Annotated in this window: 15 protein-coding genes and 1 tRNA gene; 2 read left to right on the top strand and 14 right to left on the bottom strand. The window is 49.4% G+C overall.

The features are described from left to right. Positions 1–6: 6 nt before the first annotated feature. From IDM49_RS12470 to IDM49_RS08915, 6 genes are all read right to left on the bottom strand, one after another. Complete coding sequence (locus IDM49_RS12470) at positions 7–555, bottom strand: acyltransferase (RefSeq protein WP_322745981.1); 549 nt, start codon at positions 553–555, stop codon at positions 7–9. Further along, positions 552–1,475: a glycosyltransferase family 2 protein gene (locus IDM49_RS08895; RefSeq protein ID WP_228008062.1), complete on the bottom strand. Its 924-nt coding sequence runs from the start codon at positions 1,473–1,475 to the stop codon at positions 552–554. Before IDM49_RS08895 ends, IDM49_RS12470 begins: the two co-directional genes overlap by 4 nt. A gap of 34 nt (positions 1,476–1,509) precedes the next feature. Beyond that, the gene (locus IDM49_RS08900; protein ID WP_228008063.1) at positions 1,510–3,249 is read right to left on the bottom strand and encodes an ABC transporter ATP-binding protein; all 1,740 of its coding nucleotides are present in this window, start codon (positions 3,247–3,249) and stop codon (positions 1,510–1,512) included. Between the two features lie 206 nt (positions 3,250–3,455). Beyond that, the gene (locus IDM49_RS08905) at positions 3,456–4,442 is read right to left on the bottom strand and encodes a ribose-phosphate diphosphokinase (RefSeq protein WP_190724249.1); all 987 of its coding nucleotides are present in this window, start codon (positions 4,440–4,442) and stop codon (positions 3,456–3,458) included. Then, positions 4,442–5,923 (bottom strand): bifunctional UDP-N-acetylglucosamine diphosphorylase/glucosamine-1-phosphate N-acetyltransferase GlmU, encoded by a 1,482-nt coding sequence (gene glmU, locus IDM49_RS08910; protein WP_190725470.1) that lies wholly within the window; start codon positions 5,921–5,923, stop codon positions 4,442–4,444. The genes IDM49_RS08905 and glmU overlap by 1 nt, the downstream gene beginning before the upstream one ends. Before the next feature lie 69 nt (positions 5,924–5,992). Next, positions 5,993–6,064, bottom strand: a tRNA-Gln gene (locus IDM49_RS08915). Between the two features lie 148 nt (positions 6,065–6,212). Here IDM49_RS08915 and IDM49_RS08920 point away from each other — a divergent pair. After that, positions 6,213–8,042: an ABC-F family ATP-binding cassette domain-containing protein gene (locus tag IDM49_RS08920; protein ID WP_190724250.1), complete on the top strand. Its 1,830-nt coding sequence runs from the start codon at positions 6,213–6,215 to the stop codon at positions 8,040–8,042. A gap of 473 nt (positions 8,043–8,515) precedes the next feature. Here IDM49_RS08920 and IDM49_RS08925 read toward each other — a convergent pair whose 3' ends face one another. The 8 genes from IDM49_RS08925 to rsmI form a co-directional block, all read right to left on the bottom strand. Further along, positions 8,516–9,355 carry a glycosyltransferase family 25 protein gene (locus IDM49_RS08925; protein WP_190724251.1) on the bottom strand — a complete coding sequence of 280 codons (840 nt, stop codon included), beginning with the start codon at positions 9,353–9,355 and terminating at the stop codon, positions 8,516–8,518. Further along, positions 9,348–10,298 carry a glycosyltransferase gene (locus tag IDM49_RS08930; RefSeq protein WP_190724252.1) on the bottom strand — a complete coding sequence of 317 codons (951 nt, stop codon included), beginning with the start codon at positions 10,296–10,298 and terminating at the stop codon, positions 9,348–9,350. The genes IDM49_RS08925 and IDM49_RS08930 overlap by 8 nt, the downstream gene beginning before the upstream one ends. A gap of 13 nt (positions 10,299–10,311) precedes the next feature. Next, positions 10,312–11,340 carry a glycosyltransferase gene (locus tag IDM49_RS08935; RefSeq protein ID WP_190724253.1) on the bottom strand — a complete coding sequence of 343 codons (1,029 nt, stop codon included), beginning with the start codon at positions 11,338–11,340 and terminating at the stop codon, positions 10,312–10,314. A 72-nt stretch (positions 11,341–11,412) separates the two neighbouring features. Further along, complete coding sequence (locus IDM49_RS08940; protein ID WP_190724254.1) at positions 11,413–12,408, bottom strand: 4-(cytidine 5'-diphospho)-2-C-methyl-D-erythritol kinase; 996 nt, start codon at positions 12,406–12,408, stop codon at positions 11,413–11,415. Between the two features lie 15 nt (positions 12,409–12,423). Beyond that, positions 12,424–13,311 (bottom strand): 16S rRNA (adenine(1518)-N(6)/adenine(1519)-N(6))-dimethyltransferase RsmA, encoded by an 888-nt coding sequence (gene rsmA, locus IDM49_RS08945; protein WP_403215284.1) that lies wholly within the window; start codon positions 13,309–13,311, stop codon positions 12,424–12,426. Positions 13,312–13,354: 43 nt separating this feature from the next. Next, on the bottom strand, positions 13,355–13,951 hold the full coding sequence (locus IDM49_RS08950; RefSeq protein ID WP_190724256.1) for an arsenate reductase/protein-tyrosine-phosphatase family protein: 597 nt from the start codon (positions 13,949–13,951) through the stop codon (positions 13,355–13,357). 19 nt (positions 13,952–13,970) lie between these two features. Continuing rightward, a complete protein-coding gene (locus IDM49_RS08955; protein WP_190724257.1) occupies positions 13,971–15,044 on the bottom strand; it encodes a TatD family hydrolase in 1,074 nt (357 codons plus the stop codon). Positions 15,045–15,121: 77 nt separating this feature from the next. Beyond that, positions 15,122–16,021 (bottom strand): 16S rRNA (cytidine(1402)-2'-O)-methyltransferase, encoded by a 900-nt coding sequence (gene rsmI, locus IDM49_RS08960; RefSeq protein ID WP_228008064.1) that lies wholly within the window; start codon positions 16,019–16,021, stop codon positions 15,122–15,124. A 128-nt stretch (positions 16,022–16,149) separates the two neighbouring features. Between rsmI and IDM49_RS08965 the strand changes: the two genes are divergently transcribed. After that, the gene (locus IDM49_RS08965) at positions 16,150–17,775 is read left to right on the top strand and encodes a dolichyl-phosphate-mannose--protein mannosyltransferase (RefSeq protein WP_168614714.1); all 1,626 of its coding nucleotides are present in this window, start codon (positions 16,150–16,152) and stop codon (positions 17,773–17,775) included. Positions 17,776–17,792 lie beyond the last annotated feature (17 nt).

Here is a 17,792-nt window from a genome sequence, read left to right on the forward strand (position 1 = left end):
AACCTTCTAAGCGTTAGATGAAGAATTGAGGACGCGGGCCGGTACTCCCCCGACGGTCGCTCCGGCAGGGACGTCCTGAGTAACTACTGCACCGGCACCGATCACAGCGTTATCACCAATGGTGACTCCGCCGAGGACGGTGGCGTTCTGACCGATAAACACATGAGAACCAACAGTAATAGAACCGGTTCCGCGTACGTTTTTCAGGTTGCCTTGTATGTGAGTGGCAGAATTGATAAGTACGTTATCTGCCAGTACGCAGTGAGAGCCGATAGTTACGTTATCCATAGCATGAATATGTGATCGGTGCCCAATGTAGGTTGAGTCTCCGACGGTCAGATAGCCGTTTGCTTCAGCCTCTAGCCAAGCTCCTTCAAAAACAGCGACGTTATGACCAATCGAGATACGGTCGAGCCCACCGAGCTTGAGCGGAGCAACAATGACGCTTCCCTGCCCAAAATTCGAAAACACCTTGGCGTAAAGCGTTTTTGAGATAACTTCGGCTAGCCGCCAGCGTGCAGAAGGAATCTTTTCAATGAGCGTGCGAGCAATCATGGCTGTCCCTTCACAAATGACAGTTCGTAGTTCAAAATTTCACGAGCGTTAACTGCCGGGTTTCTTTTTTCCCTTAGTTTATTTACAGCATAGTTTAGATAAGAAATCCCGGTGAGCACTTGTTTTAGGTGTTTTTGTTCGTTCCATTTATCTGCGTAGATAAAACGAGCGTCGGTAACCCACTGACGGCGTTGCTTGTTTTCGCCGCTTGAGCCGCCCCCTACGTGCTCCACGGTGATATCACCAGCGAAGACGCGAGGAATGCCGCGCTCCGCCAAACGACGTTGCAAATCGACCTCTTCGCAGTTCATGAAGAATCTTTGGTCGAACCCACCTAAATCTTTAAATGTTTGAGTGGGTAGCATCATGCAGGCACCAATCACCCAGTCAGGGGTAGCGGTCTTTCCTGTGACGCAGCTAAGGTCGTGACCGACAGCCCGTTGCCACCAGCTGGTGTGACGGAAACGGGCAAGCGCCGTGAACCACTCCCACCCGTAGTGAAAGGTAGTGGGGAACTTTCTGCCCACCCATTGGCCGCGTCCTTCGTGGTCAACTACCTGCGGGCTAATCAGAGCCTCACCGTATTCCTCGCCTTTTTCGACCATTCGCTGAATAAAGTCGGGGGGAATCGTGAGGTCGCTGTTGAGAATAAATAGCCATTTACCGGTAGCAATTTCCGCACCTGAATTTACGGCAGAACCAAATCCTCCGTTGGTTTCGCGGCGCACGACACGAACGCCCTCCAGCTCTGGGAAAGGTTCGGGCGAGCAGTCATCAGAGATGATGATTTCGATTGGCTGCTCATATTTTTTCTGCCTTTGAAGCTGTGATATCAAAGCTACTGCATCTGCACTATCACCGTAAAAAGGAATAACAATTGAAGAGGTAAAATTTCCGATTTTATTTTCGTCGTTCGTCAAGGAAGCTCCTGTCCCTCTTCAAAGGCTACACATCTTATTCAGGTAATTGTCCCAAACGCACCAACTCCGCAAATTCTGAGTTTTCTACTCTAACTTGGTCAAAGGTGCCACGGGAAACTATTTTACCGTCACTCATAAATAATACCTGGTCAACATCTCGAACAGTAGATAGTCGATGAGCCACAACTATTACGGTGATTTTCTGCGAAAGTTTATTAATTGATTTTGTAATTTTATACTCTGTTTTATTGTCGAGAGCTGATGTCGCTTCATCTAGAACAAGAATACTTGGGTTGCGGTACAGAGCTCTAGCAATTCCCAATCTTTGTCGTTGGCCGCCGGAGAGCCGGGTCCCTCTTTCCCCAATTAGAGTATCAAGTCCTTCTTCTAGCGATTCTACTAACTCAGCAAGTTCAGCACTCTCTACACATTCAATAATTCGTTGTTCATCTATCTCATCTGGTTTAAATCCATAAGCAATTTCTTCACGGATGCTTTTACCACTCAAAAACACATCTTGAGGAACATATCCTAAATACTTATGCCATTCATCCAAATTTGAGTGGATATCTTTATCGTTAAAACTCACGCTTCCACAAGACGGCTCGAATAGCCCTAACAAAACATCGATTAAGGTTGTTTTACCAGATCCTGACCCCCCAATCAAAGCGGCAGAACTTTTTTCGGGAATGGTAAATAATAATTGTTCTAACACATAACGCTCTCCATCAGGATAGCGGAAGCTCAAATCATTGGCTTGAATCACAATAGGTACTATATGTTTATTCACCTTAGCGAAATCACCTATGTCGGGCTCCTGGCGGAATCGCGTATCCTGCCGAGATAAAGTATTTTGGTTTTCTCGATCCAACAATTCAACTGAGGCAATACTTGTTCGGATTGCGCCAAGTGAGCCTACCAAACGCACAAAACTTGGCAGTATTCTTACGCATGCACCTGCAAAAACAACAAGATAAGAAGCAGCATCAAGACCATCAGAAAAGACCATCATCGCTAAAATTATGGCAATGCCAACTATAAAAATAATTTCTAATAAGTATTTGGGCAAATCGAAGAAGAAAGTTTTTTTGCGATTTGCTTCATCCGCCTTAAGCCTAGCCTCTTGAAAATTATATACATTTCTGACAGTCATTCCTGACAACTTATTCTCGCGAAACCCATTGACCAAATTCAAAGTCAGCGATGATGTTGCCTTATTTAGATCTAGAACCGTTTGACCAATTTCTCGATTCTTTTCTTTTAAATAATTTTGCAAGAAATACGCAGCTAATCCAAAATAAAGAGTTGCAATTATCGCTTGAACGGGCATAACCACCAGCAACATTCCTAGCAAAAGGGTTATCGAGGCGGTTTCCCCTATCACCGCCAAAACACCAGTCACATACCCTGTATATGCCATATTATTGGCATCATTCAACCTGAGAATATCCGCAGTCGAACGTTTTCGGTGCTGAAGATAAGTATCATTTGCATAGTTTTCAAGAATTATCACAGCATTAGCAGTCTGTTGCCTTGCCAAGAAACCACCGCTCCACCATTTAATGAGAAGCGAAAAAACTCCTTTAAACACAAAAGCTACGACCAGTATGATAACGCTCACGAGAATCATTTCTTCACGACCTGGTTGCCCAAACGCTCTATGCAAAATGCCGAGATAGCCATTCTCATAGTCAGCGCCAGAAGCCATTTGAATGATTGGCAATATTGCCACCACACCAACTAGGTCAAGAAGAGACACTAAAAAAAGAGCCACGATATTGAGAATCAATATCGTAAAAGATTTTCCGGGAAAAAGGGTCCTTAACCTCTGATATGCCTGCCCCATGCTTCTCATCAGCTATAATTCCTAGCCTTCATAATCTTTATCTTGACTTGAATTGTAATCATACGTGAAATGACTATAAAAATGTTGCCTACGAGATTTTTCCTCATAGGCAACATAAATATTTTATTTTCGATTTAGTTCGAACGTCCGTTGAACAGGCTGGTCACTGAGCCTTCGTCGAAGACTTCCTTGATTGCACGAGCGATCAGGGGCGCAATGGACAGCACAGTCAGGTTATCGAACTTCTGATCATCTCGCAGAGGCAAGGTGTTAGTAACAACAACCTCGCTTGCGCCACAGTTGCCCAACCGCTCTGCTGCAGGTGATGAGAACACAGCGTGAGTAGCCGCGATAATAACGTCCTTAGCACCACGATCCTTGAGTACCTTTACAGCACCAGCAATGGTTCCGCCGGTATCAATCATGTCGTCGATAAGCACGCAGACGCGTCCTTCAACGTCGCCCACAACGGTCTTTGAAACAGCCTGGTTGGGTACGTTAACGTCACGAGTCTTGTGAACGAACGCAAGAGGTGCGCCGCCCAGCAGTTCAGCCCACTGCTCTGCAACGCGCACACGTCCGGTATCGGGTGATACAACGGTGACGTTATTGACGTCATCCACCCGGTTCTTGATGTGACCTGCAAGAAGCGGGATAGCCATCAGGTGATCAACAGGACCGTCAAAAAAGCCCTGAATCTGCGCGGTGTGCAGATCAACGCTCATCAAACGGTCAGCACCAGCAGTCTTGTACAAATCAGACATCAGGCGAGCTGAGATAGGCTCGCGGCCCTTGTGCTTCTTGTCCTGACGTGCATAAGGATAGAACGGTGAAACCACGGTGATTGAACGAGCTGATGCACGCTTGAGCGAGTCGATCATAATCAGCTGTTCCATCATGGCATCGTTAATCGGTGCCGGGTGAGACTGAATCACGAAGGCGTCTTTACCGCGAACGGACTCTTCAAAACGAACGTAGGTCTCGCCGTTAGCAAAAGTGTAAGCAGAGCTGGGCAGAACCTCGTTACCGAGTTCTGCAGCAATCTGTTCTGCAAGTTCAGGATGTGCGCGGCCAGAGACCAACGCCATCTTCTTTTCGCCCGGATTCGTAATCTCAGTCATTACTGGTTGTCGCTTTCCTTAGCTGAGGACGCTGAACCCTTCGCTTCAGCAGCAAGCGCTGCCTCTGCTGCCTCGGTTCCAGCACGCTTTTCAATTACCCAGCGCTCGATATTGCGCTGAGGAGCTTCATTAATCGCCAGGGCGCCAGCGGGGACGTCCTTACGAATTACTGTACCAGCACCAGAGTAAGCTCCGTCACCAACATTCACGGGGGCAACATACATGTTGTCTGACCCCATGCGGACGTTGTTGCCAACGGTTGAGCGGTGCTTATTGACGCCATCGTAGTTAACGAATACGGATGCCGCACCAATGTTTGAATTTTCGCCGATAGTGACATCACCTGCGTATGAGAGGTGAGGAAGCTTAGAACCGTTACCGATTTCAGCGTTCTTGGTCTCAACGAAAGTGCCGATCTTACCCTTCACACCGAGCTTGGTACCGGGGCGCAGGTAAGCAAAGGGACCAACAGTTGCATCGGCTGCGATTTCTGAGTCAGAACCCTCGGTACGTGAAATTTTGACGTTCTCCCCCACCTTGACGTTCTTGAGGGTGGTGTCGGGACCGACTACCGAACCAGTTGCGATGTGAGTGGTTCCTTGCAGGTGGGTGCCAGGAAGAATGGTGACATCGTTTTCGATGGTCACTGTTACATCGATCCAAGTGCTTTCAGGGTCAACGATGGTCACGCCGTTGCGCATATGCATCTCGGTCAAGCGATCATTGAGTTTGCGACCAAGCTGAGCTAGCTGCACGCGATCGTTGGCGCCTTCAACTTCCCAGCGGTCCTCAATATCGAGTGCAAGAGTGCGGAAGCCATCCTGACGAGCGATTGCAAGAACATCGGTGATGTACTTTTCGCCCTGTGCGTTGTCGGTGGTGACGCGAGTCAGTGAGTCGCGCAAAACCTTTGCATCAAATGCGTAAATGCCAGAGTTAATTTCGGTAATCGCCAGTTGCTCGGGAGTGGCGTCCTTCGCCTCAACAATAGCGGTGACTTCACCCGCTTCGTTACGTACGATACGACCGTATGAACCGGGCTGATCCAAGTTAGTGGTCAACACGGTAACAGCGTTTTTGCCTTCTTCATGGAAAGCAATCAGTTTGCGCAAAGTCTCGGTCTTAAGCAGGGGAACATCGCCGTAGGTTACGACAACGGTACCTTCTACTTCGCTACCCTGAGCATCCAAGCCCAACAGACCCACTTCAACAGCGCGTCCGGTACCGGGTACATCGTCCTGATCAACGATGGTTGCCGCTGAGTCAAAAGCTGAAACATGCTCAGCTACTTTGTCGCGCTGATGACGCACAACAACCGCCAAATTTTTGGGATTTAGTTCGCGAGCAACAGCTACCGCGTGCTCAACCATGGAACGACCACCAATGGGGTGCATTACCTTGGGAGTTGCGGATTTCATGCGAGTTCCAGCCCCAGCAGCCAGAACGATAACAGCGGATGGAACGTTTGCTGCGGTGGTCACAGTCAAGGAACTCCTATAAATCAGTTGGGAGCACTTGCACGTTATCGGAAAGTAAACGTGAAAGTCTTGCTCCGCCACTAGGACTCGAACCTAGAATAACGGCTCCAAAGGCCGCTGTGTTGCCGATTACACCATGGCGGATTAGCTGGAAAAGTATGCGATTACTCAACCAACAGATGAAAATACTACCAAAACATACGGTGTTCCCCAAAGCTTGACTCTCAAAGTCACCGAGGAAACTTATCTCACAGGATGTTTATGACATAGACAGACCTAGTACCCTAGAAACGTGGCACATCTATTAGGCGGCGAAGCGCTGCACCTCGAATTCCCTACCCGCACTGTATTTTCAGGCATCACCGTTGGACTCAATGAAGGTAACCGCATCGGCATTGTCGGTCGCAACGGCGATGGTAAATCAACTTTGCTCAAGCTTTTGGGTGGACGCTTGATCCCTGATTCCGGCAAGGTCACAGTTCGCGGCGGCACCCGCATCGGTTATCTTGATCAGTCAGACGTTCTTGATAATGAGCACACGGTAGGCACCGCCATTGTTGGAGGTACCCCGGAATACGAGTGGGCATCTAACCCGCAGATCCGCGACGTTATCTCCGGTCTAGTATCAGACCTCGACTGGAACGCGCCCGTTGCATCACTCTCCGGTGGTCAGCGTCGACGCGTAGCTCTTGCAGCTTTGCTAGCGGGTGACTGGGACGTGCTCATGCTCGATGAGCCCACCAACCACCTCGATGTTGAAGCAATTACGTGGCTTGCTCAGCACCTCAAAAACCGTTGGAACAAGAATGCTGGCGGCTTGCTAACCGTAACCCACGACCGCTGGTTCCTTGACGAAGTCTGCACTGACACCTGGGAGGTGCACGACGGCATCGTTGAGCCCTTTGAAGGTGGTTACGCTGCCTACATCTTGCAACGAGTAGAACGTGACCGCCAGGCTGCCGCTACAGAAGCAAAACGCCAGAACCTCATGCGTAAGGAACTTGCATGGTTGCGTCGTGGCGCTCCCGCTCGAACCTCAAAGCCTAAGTTCCGCATTGATGCGGCTAATGCTTTAATCTCCGATGTTCCGCCGGTTCGCAACAAAGTTGAACTGTCTCAAATGGCTGTCTCTCGACTGGGCAAGGATGTTGTTGATATTGAAAACGTTGATGTTTCATACGATGACCCAATGCAGCCCAATGGCAAGCGTGACGTGCTCAAGAAGGTTACCTGGCGCATCGCCCCTGGCGAGCGTACCGGCATTATGGGCGTTAATGGCGCCGGTAAATCCACTCTGCTCGGTCTCGTGACAGGTGCTACGCAGCCTTCTTCAGGACAAGTCAAGCACGGCAAAACTGTTGTAGTGGCGACTTTGACCCAGCAACTTGATGAGCTCAAAGACCTTGAGAATGACCGCGTATCAGATGTGATTGGACGCAAGAAAACTTCTTACGTTGCCGACGGTAAAGAAATGACCCCCGGACAGCTCTTGGAGCGCCTGGGCTTTACATCGGCACAACTTTCCACTCCGGTGAAGGACCTCTCCGGTGGTCAGAAGCGTCGCCTTCAACTTCTTCTGATCCTGTTAGATGAGCCCAACGTCCTCATCCTTGACGAGCCTTCTAACGACCTCGATACCGACATGCTCGCGGCTATAGAAGACTTGCTAGATACCTGGCCGGGTACCTTGCTGGTGGTCTCGCACGACCGCTACCTCATGGAACGCGTGACGGATCAGCAGTACGCGATTATCGATGGCACTTTCCGCCACCTTCCCGGTGGAGTTGAACAGTACCTACAGCTTTCTTCAGCAGGTGCGGCAGGACGCGGCGCAGGCACCGTTACCTCATCTTCACCGTTGGAAAAGCAGGGTAGTGCTGAAACTGGCGCGCCCAAGGCATCCGGCGCCGAGATTCGTGCTGCTCAAAAAGAAATGAACCAGATTGACCGCAAGCTCACCAAACTCTCCGATCAGAAGGAGAAATTGCACGAGCAGATGGCACAACATGACCAGTCTGACTACATCGGCTTGGCAGAATTCAGCACCAAGCTTCAACAACTTGATGATGAAGTTGAGGAGCTAGAAATGCGCTGGATGGAGCTCTCGGAGATTGTGGACTAGCGCTTACTTTTACGAGGATCTGGATAACTTTTCATTAAATTTTCTTGCATTATTGTTACTCCCGGCAGTGGCTCCCAAGTTTCCAACAAGTGTTCGACCTCAGAGATACCTTGTAAAAAATCTATACTTTTTGGCGCAATACTAAAAGTGGAATAATAATCTTTAATTTTATACCCAACATCGATTACACCATCGCCCAATGGTGTCCAATAATTGGGGGTGCGATAATAAAGAAGGCGAGTATCCAGGAAATATTCTCAGCGCCCTTCTCCATAGGTACACTTTTAAACTACTCCTCTGAGCGCTAGCAAGAATCAAAAATCCTGAAATGCAAAAAACATTTTTACAGCATAACCACCCAGTTCTCTCCCCACAGTGTTAGAGTTAAGGTAAATGAGTGAGTGAGCAAAAATTACAATAATAGCTAATGTTAGTCGTACTACATTAAGTGAATTTTTGCGACAAAAATAGCACTATAAAAATTTTCCATCATGACTCTTTAGGGTTATTTTCAAAGAATTTTTTATATTCTTGAGTTGCGATGAAGAGTAAAACTTTAAACGATTTCTTAATGATGATAAATCTTCTTTATGTTTTTTATCGTATAAACTAATAGAAGTTTCATGCCCAAGACTTGACTCCCCTTTCCACTGAGCTACACCTGGGCGTAAGATTTCCTTTCGAATACCTGATTTATCAGCCCAATAATGATACCAATCAGAAGGCCATCTTACTTTCTTCTGATTTTCAACAAATTTGACATACTTTTTCGCTGCAACACGAGATATTAAATACAGGCCTGCTCCATAAACAGTTCCCCAATATTCGCCAGCACGAAAAATCTTTCCGCGAATAATCCATTTACGAGAATTCCAAGATAGTGCAATTTCTGATGCAAGGGGACCAAGATATTTTGGCTTCTCGCCCTCTCCATATCCCTCTGCGAGAATTAACAAATCTATTGGTTTTTTTTCATCTTCAATTCTACCTAAAACATCTCTAAACCTAGGTGTAAAAACTGCATCATCCTCGGCAACAAGAAGCAAGTCAGAATCATCACCTTCGCTTTGTGCAAAATCTCTAATTATTAAATAATGACTTATGGCACATGCAGCATGCGAGTTAGGAATTTTGTATTTCCAAAGATTTTCAAAACCTAACTTATCAAAATATTTATTTATTGTTTTGATGTCAGATCGGCCATCTACAGCCGAGTAAATTAAAAAATCTTGTGCATCTTTTTGCAAAAAAAATGTTTCAATTCTAGAAGAATCACTTAAAGAAATAACCTTTTTTGATACTATTTTATTCATATGACTGCTGAATTCTCTTAAATAAATTTACACTTCTTATTTTTATAGTAGATGGCAATCTATGAATTTTATCTAAAAGTATTCTTTTTTGAACTGCCATATAGCCTATTTTTTTATCGTTTGGCGAGACCCTTTGACCACCATAGACGACTGCTTCGATTGATTTACGAATCTTTTGTGAATAATCTATATATGATGGTATTTCTAATGTAAGTAAAGACTCTAGCTTCGGATTGTCAGATTGAATTTCAATCTGAGCGCCACACGCTCTACCTTCAAGTATCGCTCGTTCGCCACCCCCCTGCAGTTCACAGGGTACAAAAACTATTTTTGCTCTCTTATAGTATTCACTTAGCTCCTGGTATGTGACTTGGCCTAAAAGTTCAATACCTGAGTCCTGCAAATCAATCTTTAGATTTTTCGATGCAGAGGAAAAATCTCCTAGAGCAACCCTCTTACCTATCTTTTTTTTAAGTAGCCAAGGTCGTTTAAAATTAGCTAAACGCCCTACCATTAAATAATCGATATCTCTTTCTTGTGGCAAACTATCTAGATTCATAAATCTTGAATCGATGCCGAAAGCGCGAACCGCGAAGGGATGCTTCCCTTCGACAAACTGTTGATACCAAGGTGTTTCATAGAATAAGACATCGTAACGCAGCATTTCAATCTCCGACGGTGGCAAAGTAGATCCAGCAATCAACAGTCCGACGGGTTTCTGACCACCTTTTAAAGCCTTATCTGTAGCTCGAGCAGGGTACCAATCCCAGTCGCTGCGAACTAAAACAAAATCAGCGTTCGGTATTTTTCTCTGATTTATTTTTGCATCATCATTATAAGGATGCACATTAATAAATTCTAATTCATGATACTTTGAAAGCTCTTCCATTGCGGCGCTAAATCCATCATGGTCCTTATCATAAGCATCTGAAATTTTAGGCATTGCGTAAACTATATTAATTTTCATATTGCTTCATTTCCTGGAGATCTCTCTCCAAAGCATATGATTGAATACCTAAATATTGAAATATCTCATAAAAACGATGACGCCAGTCAAGTCGTTGTAACGCCAATCTGATATTTTTCTTGCTTTGGGAAGCATCCCACCTTTCATTCAATAAGCAAATTTCTTTTATACCCTCTTCGAGACAGAATGGATTTATATCGACCGTGGCGCCATTCCATAAAAGTTTACTAGCAGACATAGATGTAGGCGCTTTACCGACAACTATGCACCCGCATGCAAGAGCATCCGTCCATCTAGCTGTTAGGTAATCTTTGAAATTATGCGTATATGATGCGGGGCTGACACTTGAAGTAAAGGCTAGTACATATTTTGATTGAGATAGTGATTCCCGGAGTCTACTTTGATTCTCCTCGAAAGTGCTTCCAAACGAAGGTCTACCTTGGAAGAACAAATTATATTTCCGTGCTATTTTCCGCGTTTCTTCGTCTTTTTCCCAAGCCGTTGGCTGACGCCCAACCCTTAATAAATCAGTTTTTTTATCAGGAATAAGTTCGATTTTTTGTTTAAAATTAGACCAGACATTAGCACCCCAGGGAAGAGCGCTAACGTTATTAACTCCTCGCTGCTTCCAGCCATTAATATCTGAATCATCCATCACAAAAATATGATTGTAAGTATTATTTTTTGCGATAAAGGGAATTCTCTCTTCCCAAAAACTATCAATAACCCATCCAACTATCTTCTCGTATCTACGAGTCAACAAAGGGTATTGTGCAACTGCGTATAGCTGACCTGGGTCGTAAGCTATAACTATTGCACTTTTGTTTCCTGTTTTTACTCGAGGAATGAGTGAAAAAAACTTCGTAGTCTTTTTTAATGAATCTGATATATTCACCTCTATCGGGGTTGTATTCAGATATTTAGCTAATAAATCTGTCATCACGTGAATTGGCGCCCATCCCATATCGGAGGGCACAGCTAAGATAATGTCCACTGAGTTGTTCTGAGATCGGGGCATGGTTCCTCCACCGCAGGTTAGGTTTTATTCTTCGTAACAATGAATAAATTAAACCTATACTATATGATTTTGTTACTCCGCCGGCGTCTTCACCGCTACCGCGTAGCGTCCGCGTCGGCGCAGAGATTTGGCGAGCGCTTCGGCGTCCGCCTCGCTTTCCATGAGCAGGGCGATGGTTGGGCCGGAGCCTGACACGAAGGACGCCACGATTTGTGCGTCTTGAAATCCCAGCGTCTTTGCTAATTCAGGTTGCAAAGTTAATGCTGGTTGTTGCAAATCATTGCGCAAATACCGCGAAATTTCGTGCAAACGAGCAATCGGCGCACCTGTTGAGGTGAGTGCCTCCAGCAGTTCCTCAGGTACGCTCAGCTGCCCCGGCGCAGGGTAGGTGTTCTGCTCGCGTCCTGCATCAAGTTCAGCGAAAACAGCTGGGGTTGAAAGCCCGGTGGTCGATGCGACCATCACAAGATTCAAGGCGCTATCTTCGCTACCGCCAGCCTCAACATGCGTAAGTTCATCGCCCACACCCATGCCAACGGCCAGCCCGCCAGCGCATGCGAAGGGCACGTCAGCACCCAGGGTAGCCGCAATCTCAAGGATGCGAGACTCAGCCACCGGCGCGTCCACAAGCCCTGCGCGTACCAGGTACTCGTTCATTGCGCGCAAGGTAGCCGCGGCGTCCGCAGAACCCCCGCCCATGCCACCGGCAACAGGCACAGCTTTCACCAGGTGAATATCGAGGCTGACATCAAGCACCGTCAGGTTCTGCTCCAGCAAAAGAAGCTCAGCTGCCTTGTAGGCAAGATTCTTGTTATTCAATGGCACAACGGATAGGTCAAACTCGCCTGCTTGCGCCATCTGGTCCAGCAAAGAGCCCTCAACAATAGATGCCGATACAGTGATGCCGCGACGCTGTGTTGGGGTCAGCACCACCCGCTCATACATCGACACTGCAGAATACAGGCTAGCCACCGGGTGGTAACCGTCTCCTCTCACGCCACCCACCGCGAAAAATAGATTTACTTTTCCGGGGGCTAACGCCTCAACGCTGGTACTGTCAGAACTCATTTTGTCTAGCTCTCCTTAGCGAGATTCAGTCTCAGATTGCGAAGGGAAATCATGGGCGGCCTCAGCGATTTTCACAAAGTCGTGAATATCCAGCTTCTCACCGCGGAGCGTGGGGTCAATGCCCGAAGCCTCAAGGATCTCACCGGCGCGGGCAGAGCTACTCGCCCAGCCACCGAGTGCTGCGCGCAACGTCTTACGGCGCTGAGCGAACGCGGCATCAATAATGGCAAAAACATCTTCGCGCGGCACATCAGAGAGCAACTCAGGGCGACGCTTAAAGGCCACCAGCCCAGACTTAATCTTTGGCGCAGGCCAGAAAACATTGGTGCCGATAACGCCAGCCTTCGACACCTCGCAGAACCAGTTAGCTTTGACGCTGGGAACACCGTAAATCTTAGAACCGGGCTTTGCAGCAAGACGGTCGGCAACTTCATCCTGCACCATAACCAAAGCGTGGTCGATGGACGGGAACTGCCCCAGCAAGTGAATGAGCACCGGCACAGCCACGTTATAGGGCAGGTTTGCGACCAAAGCGGTGGGGGTCTTGGGTAGCTCCATCACGCGCATCGCATCGTTCAGCACCACATCAATGCGAGCCTCTGAACCTGGACGGAACTTAGCGATTGTCGCAGGCAGTTGTTGCGCCAGTGGCGGGTCAATTTCAACAGCAACCATGTCGCGGGCGGCATCCAAAATACCCAGCGTCAACGAACCCAAGCCCGGCCCAACTTCAAGCACAGTTTCGTCACTGTCGATATTAGCCGTTGCAATAATGCGACGAATCGTGTTGGGGTCGATTACGAAGTTCTGACCGAGGGTTTTGGTCGGACGTATGCCCAGTACATCCGCCAGTTCGCGGATCTCCTGTGGGCCAAGAAGTTGCTGTTCTATCACGGGCTCTATTCTAGCTAAAAGTAGGGGTTATTGAGGATGCTGTACTGGCAGCTTATGCTTGCGGCGCGTTACGTGTACCGAGCCAGGGCAACAAGATGTCTAGTCCTGCCTCGACTTCTTCCACCGCTTTCTTCGCGGCTTGCGGGCCGAGCCTGAAGGGGTCCGCGATGGAATCTTCAGGGATTTCGAGCAGGTTGAGAGTGGTGAGATAACCCAGCGCATCGTTGCCTTCACCGCCACCTGCGTACGCCCGCTGAATCTGTTTAAGCAGGACTACTTTGCGGTGAAACTGCGGGAACTCACGGATGAGCCACTGGCGATGGGTACTATCCATCGCCACAATGAGCGCCGCATTTTCTGCGAGCGCACGCGTCATCTGCTTGGCACGGTAACCGCGAATGTTGATGCCGCGGTGCACGAGTTCACGGTCAATATCGGGGGCTACGCCGGAGCCGACGACGGCGCCTACGCCTGCACTGTCGAAGCGCCAACCGTCGTTGATATCGCGGTGGCGGGCAATGAGTTCTGCTGATGCGCTGCGTGCGATATTTCCGGTGCACACGAACAAGATAGTGTTGCGGTCTTGGTCGATGACCGGGGCGGGGGCGTCCTTTCGCTTGAGTAAGGATGCAACGTTGAATTTAGACATGCTTGTTTTTCTTTTGCTTTTAGTCTGCCCAGCTGCCGTAGACGCGATGAGTGTTGTCGTAGATGGTGCGGCAGAGTTCTTGAAGGTCTTGTTCGCGGTGTTGCGCCATAAAACGCACGGTGTAGTTGACCATGTAGGACGCGTTAGGGCGGCCGCGGAAGGGATGCGGGGTCAAAAAAGGTGCGTCGGTTTCGGCGAGGACGAGCTCAGGACGCGCGATTTTCAGGGATTCTTGAATACCGTGTGAGTTTTTGAAGGTGACGGTACCTGCAAAGCTCATGTACCAGCCGTTGGTATTGCAGATTTCGGCAAGCTCGGCATCACCGGAGTAGCAGTGGAAAACTACTTTCTCTGGTGCGCCTTCTTCGTTGAGGATGCGCACAACGTCATCGTGGGCGTCACGGTCATGGATTTGTAGTGCTTTACCGTGCTTTTTGGCGATGCGGATGTGCTCGCGGAAGCTGTACTGCTGTGCGTCTTTGCCGTCTTCTCCGGTGCGGAAGTAGTCTAAGCCGGTCTCACCGATGGCACGCACGCGCTCGTGTGACGCCATTTTTTCGATGGCTGCCAATGCGCGATCGAGTTCGCCGGTTTCAGCGAGTTTCGGAGCCTCGTTGGGGTGTAGTGCAACGGCTGCTAGGACGCGTGGCTCTACGGAGGCGACCTTCACGGCATAGAGGCTTGAAGGGATATCGCATCCAACCTGCACCACTGACTCAATACCCAGTGCGGCACCGGTATCAAGCGCGTCGTGAACGGAAATCTCGACCTCGCCGTCCAGCAAGTCCATGTGGGTGTGATTATCCATGATGGGATGCGGCAGGGGAGCCGGTGCTGGTGGGAACACGAGGTTGCGTTTGCGGCCGCCGTCGCCCTCGGTTGAACGACGTCGCGTGCCTTCCCCGCTTTCTTCGCCTTCGACGCTGTAACGCTCAGCTTCATAGGCAGGCGGAGTTTCGCCCTCCTCGACAGTTGCTTTCGCGCTGAAGATGCTCGCGTCGATTTCCTGCTGTGTGGGCAGAGTAAAGCTGAACTGCTCGGCAAGTTGAGTCACATCATTCTCACTCATGCACGGGTTCTTTGAAGTGCACATATCAATCCTTCATACCGGGTCTTCGGTAGTTATCTCTAACGGCTCAGTGGCAAGTAAATACTTACCCAAGCGTCTGTCTAGTTTCGGGCCGCCAGTGTTGCTTCGTAGAGCTCGCGCTTACTCACACCTGTTTCTGCGGCAACTTGTGCAGCGGCAGCTTTGAGGCGCATACCCTCTTCGACCAGAGCGAGGACGCGGTCGGTCAAACTATCTGCCGACTGCGCTTCTGGTTCGGGCGCGCCTTCAACGACAACTGCAATCTCACCGCGAATACGCTCATTATTTTCAGCCCACTGCACCAATTCAGCCAGCGTCCCCCGAATAATTTCTTCGTGCAGTTTAGTAAGTTCACGGCAAACCACGGCACAGCGCTCCTCGCCAAAAGTCGAGGCAAAATCGCGCAAGGTTGCTTCAAGGCGATGCGGCGACTCATAGAACACCATAGTGCGTTCTTCATTCGCCAAAGACGCCAAACGTCGGGTGCGATCTGAACCCTTACGCGCTAAAAACCCCTCAAAAGTAAAGCGTCCAGTAGGTAGGCCAGACACTGCCAGGGCACTGAGCACCGCAGAAGGACCAGGGGCAACAGTTACCGGTAGATCAGCGTCCGCCACAGCCTGCGCAGCAGCATAGCCCGGATCAGAAACTGTCGGCATACCCGCATCCGACAGCAAGAGAACAGTCTTACCAGACTCAACAGCCTCCACGATCTGCGCGCTACGCTCAGATTCATTGTGGTCGTGGTTGACGATAGTACGACCGATCGTTTTGACGCCCAAACCCGAGGCAAGCGTGCGCAATTTGCGGGTGTCTTCAACAGCGATTAGGTCAGCAGTTGCCAGATAGTGTTTGAGACGATCAGTAGCATCGCCCAAATTGCCGATAGGAGTACCGCCAAGCACCAGCACCCCGCCGTCTGCGGTTTCGGTGCTGTATCCGTCATCGAGCTGGTCAAGCTCTTCGAGTGTCTCGCTCACTGTTTCGCCCCTTATCGTCTAAAACCTTGTACCCGTTCGATTCTAGTCGGTTGCCACCCCAAGAAGAAAAGACCCGCATCATGCCAGATACCGCTGAAAAATTAGGCGGCTTGATACCATAGGCGGTGATGTCTACTTCCACGCAATCCCCCAATTCTCAGGTGCCACGCGTAGTATCTGCACGCGATGCTTTCACCGAAAAAACCCTGCGAGCGCGTCTTGCAGTTGCCGATATCGCGCTACCCGCTAACGGCTGGCTGGCACCGTTCTTGGTTGTCGTACTCGCCGGCGTCATGCGCTTTTGGCATTTGGGCTACCCCAATGCTGTTGTTTTTGATGAAACCTACTACGCCAAAGACGCTTACTCGCTGTTGCACTTTGGTTACGAACGCGGGTGGAGCGAAGGCGCTAACGACAGCTTTGTGGCGGGGCACCCAACAGGGATTTTGAGCTCTGCTGAGTACGTGGTTCACCCACCGGTTGGTAAGTGGATGATTGCCTTTGGCATGATGCTTTTTGGGGATAACAACCCGGTGGGCTGGCGTTTTAGTGCCGCACTCATTGGTACGCTCTCGGTTGCCCTGGTTGCTATTGCAGCGTGGCAGCTTTTTAGGTCGGTTTCAGTAGCCACCGTAGCTGCTTTCCTCATTGCCATCGACGGGCATCACTTTGTGCAATCGCGCTTTGCTCTGCTCGATATCTTCCTCATGTTCTGGTTGCTAGCCACCTTCGTGTTACTTCTGGCTGATAGGACGCATGCGCGGCGAAAACTCGCATCCAAGATTGCGGCAAATGCCCGTGAAAACGGCGGTATTCCCGCTGACAGTTTCATGAAGTTCGGCCCTATACTTGAGTTCCGGTACTGGCGTTTTGCGGCGGGTATTACTGCCGCACTGGCAGCAGGCGTGAAGTGGAATGCGCTGTTCTTCATCGCCATCTTTGGTATTCTCACCGTTCTATGGGACATGAACGCCCGACGCATTGCGGGCGTGAAAAACTGGCTACTGGCAGGCATCGTTAAAGACGGTATTCTCGCCTTCGTGTACATGATCATCTGCGGCATTTTCTGGTACGTCCTGACGTGGAGCGGCTGGTTAGCATCTTCCACCGCCTACCACCGCAACTGGGCGCAAGAGCACCCAGGTGAGGGCGTCCAGTGGTTGCCCGCTCCCCTGCGCTCCTTATGGGAATACCATGTCAGCGCATATACCTTCCACACGGGGTTGAGTTCTGAACACACCTACATGTCGCCGGCCTGGAAGTGGCTCATTCTTGCGCGTCCCACTTCTTACTACTACGAATCCCCCAAAAACGGCATTGACGGGTGCACCGTTGATAGCTGTTCATCGGCTGTTCTCAATATCGGTAACCCGTTGATTTGGTGGTCGTTTATTATCGCGGCGGTCTTTGCTCTTGCCATCATGGTGATTCGACGCGACTGGCGTTTTACCGCGCTATGGATTGTTTTCGCGGTGGGCTATTTCCCGTGGTTCTTGTACCCGCACCGCACCATGTTCTTCTTCTACGCTCTTTCATTCGAGCCCTACATGGTGCTCATGTTGGCTGGTCTTTTGGGTCTTATTCTTGGCCGCCGTAGCGACAGCGTACGACGCCGAAAGATCGGTTTGTGGGTTGTTGGCATTTATCTGATTGTTGCCCTCCTGCTCAGTATTTTCTTCCTGCCCATTTGGACGGCTCAGGTGATTCCCTACGAGCACTGGCGCTGGCGTATGTGGTTTGACGCGTGGATTTAACCGTTGCGTTAGCTAGC

This window comes from Rothia terrae, assembly GCF_014705925.2.
In the GTDB taxonomy this organism is placed as follows: Bacteria; Actinomycetota; Actinomycetes; order Actinomycetales; family Micrococcaceae; genus Rothia; species Rothia terrae.

What these genes read in the sequence shown, in the direction of transcription:
- IDM49_RS12470 (WP_322745981.1), bottom strand. Translation starts at nt 555, where the DNA reads ATGATTGCTCGCACGCTCATTGAAAAGATTCCTTCTGCACGCTGGCGG.
- IDM49_RS08905 (WP_190724249.1), bottom strand. Translation starts at nt 4,442, where the DNA reads ATGACTGAGATTACGAATCCGGGCGAAAAGAAGATGGCGTTGGTCTCT.
- IDM49_RS08925 (WP_190724251.1), bottom strand. Translation starts at nt 9,355, where the DNA reads ATGAATAAAATAGTATCAAAAAAGGTTATTTCTTTAAGTGATTCTTCT.
- IDM49_RS08930 (WP_190724252.1), bottom strand. Translation starts at nt 10,298, where the DNA reads ATGCCTAAAATTTCAGATGCTTATGATAAGGACCATGATGGATTTAGC.
- IDM49_RS08935 (WP_190724253.1), bottom strand. Translation starts at nt 11,340, where the DNA reads ATGCCCCGATCTCAGAACAACTCAGTGGACATTATCTTAGCTGTGCCC.
- IDM49_RS08940 (WP_190724254.1), bottom strand. Translation starts at nt 12,408, where the DNA reads ATGAGTTCTGACAGTACCAGCGTTGAGGCGTTAGCCCCCGGAAAAGTA.
- IDM49_RS08950 (WP_190724256.1), bottom strand. Translation starts at nt 13,951, where the DNA reads ATGTCTAAATTCAACGTTGCATCCTTACTCAAGCGAAAGGACGCCCCC.
- IDM49_RS08955 (WP_190724257.1), bottom strand. Translation starts at nt 15,044, where the DNA reads ATGTGCACTTCAAAGAACCCGTGCATGAGTGAGAATGATGTGACTCAA.
- IDM49_RS08965 (WP_168614714.1), top strand. Translation starts at nt 16,150, where the DNA reads ATGTCTACTTCCACGCAATCCCCCAATTCTCAGGTGCCACGCGTAGTA.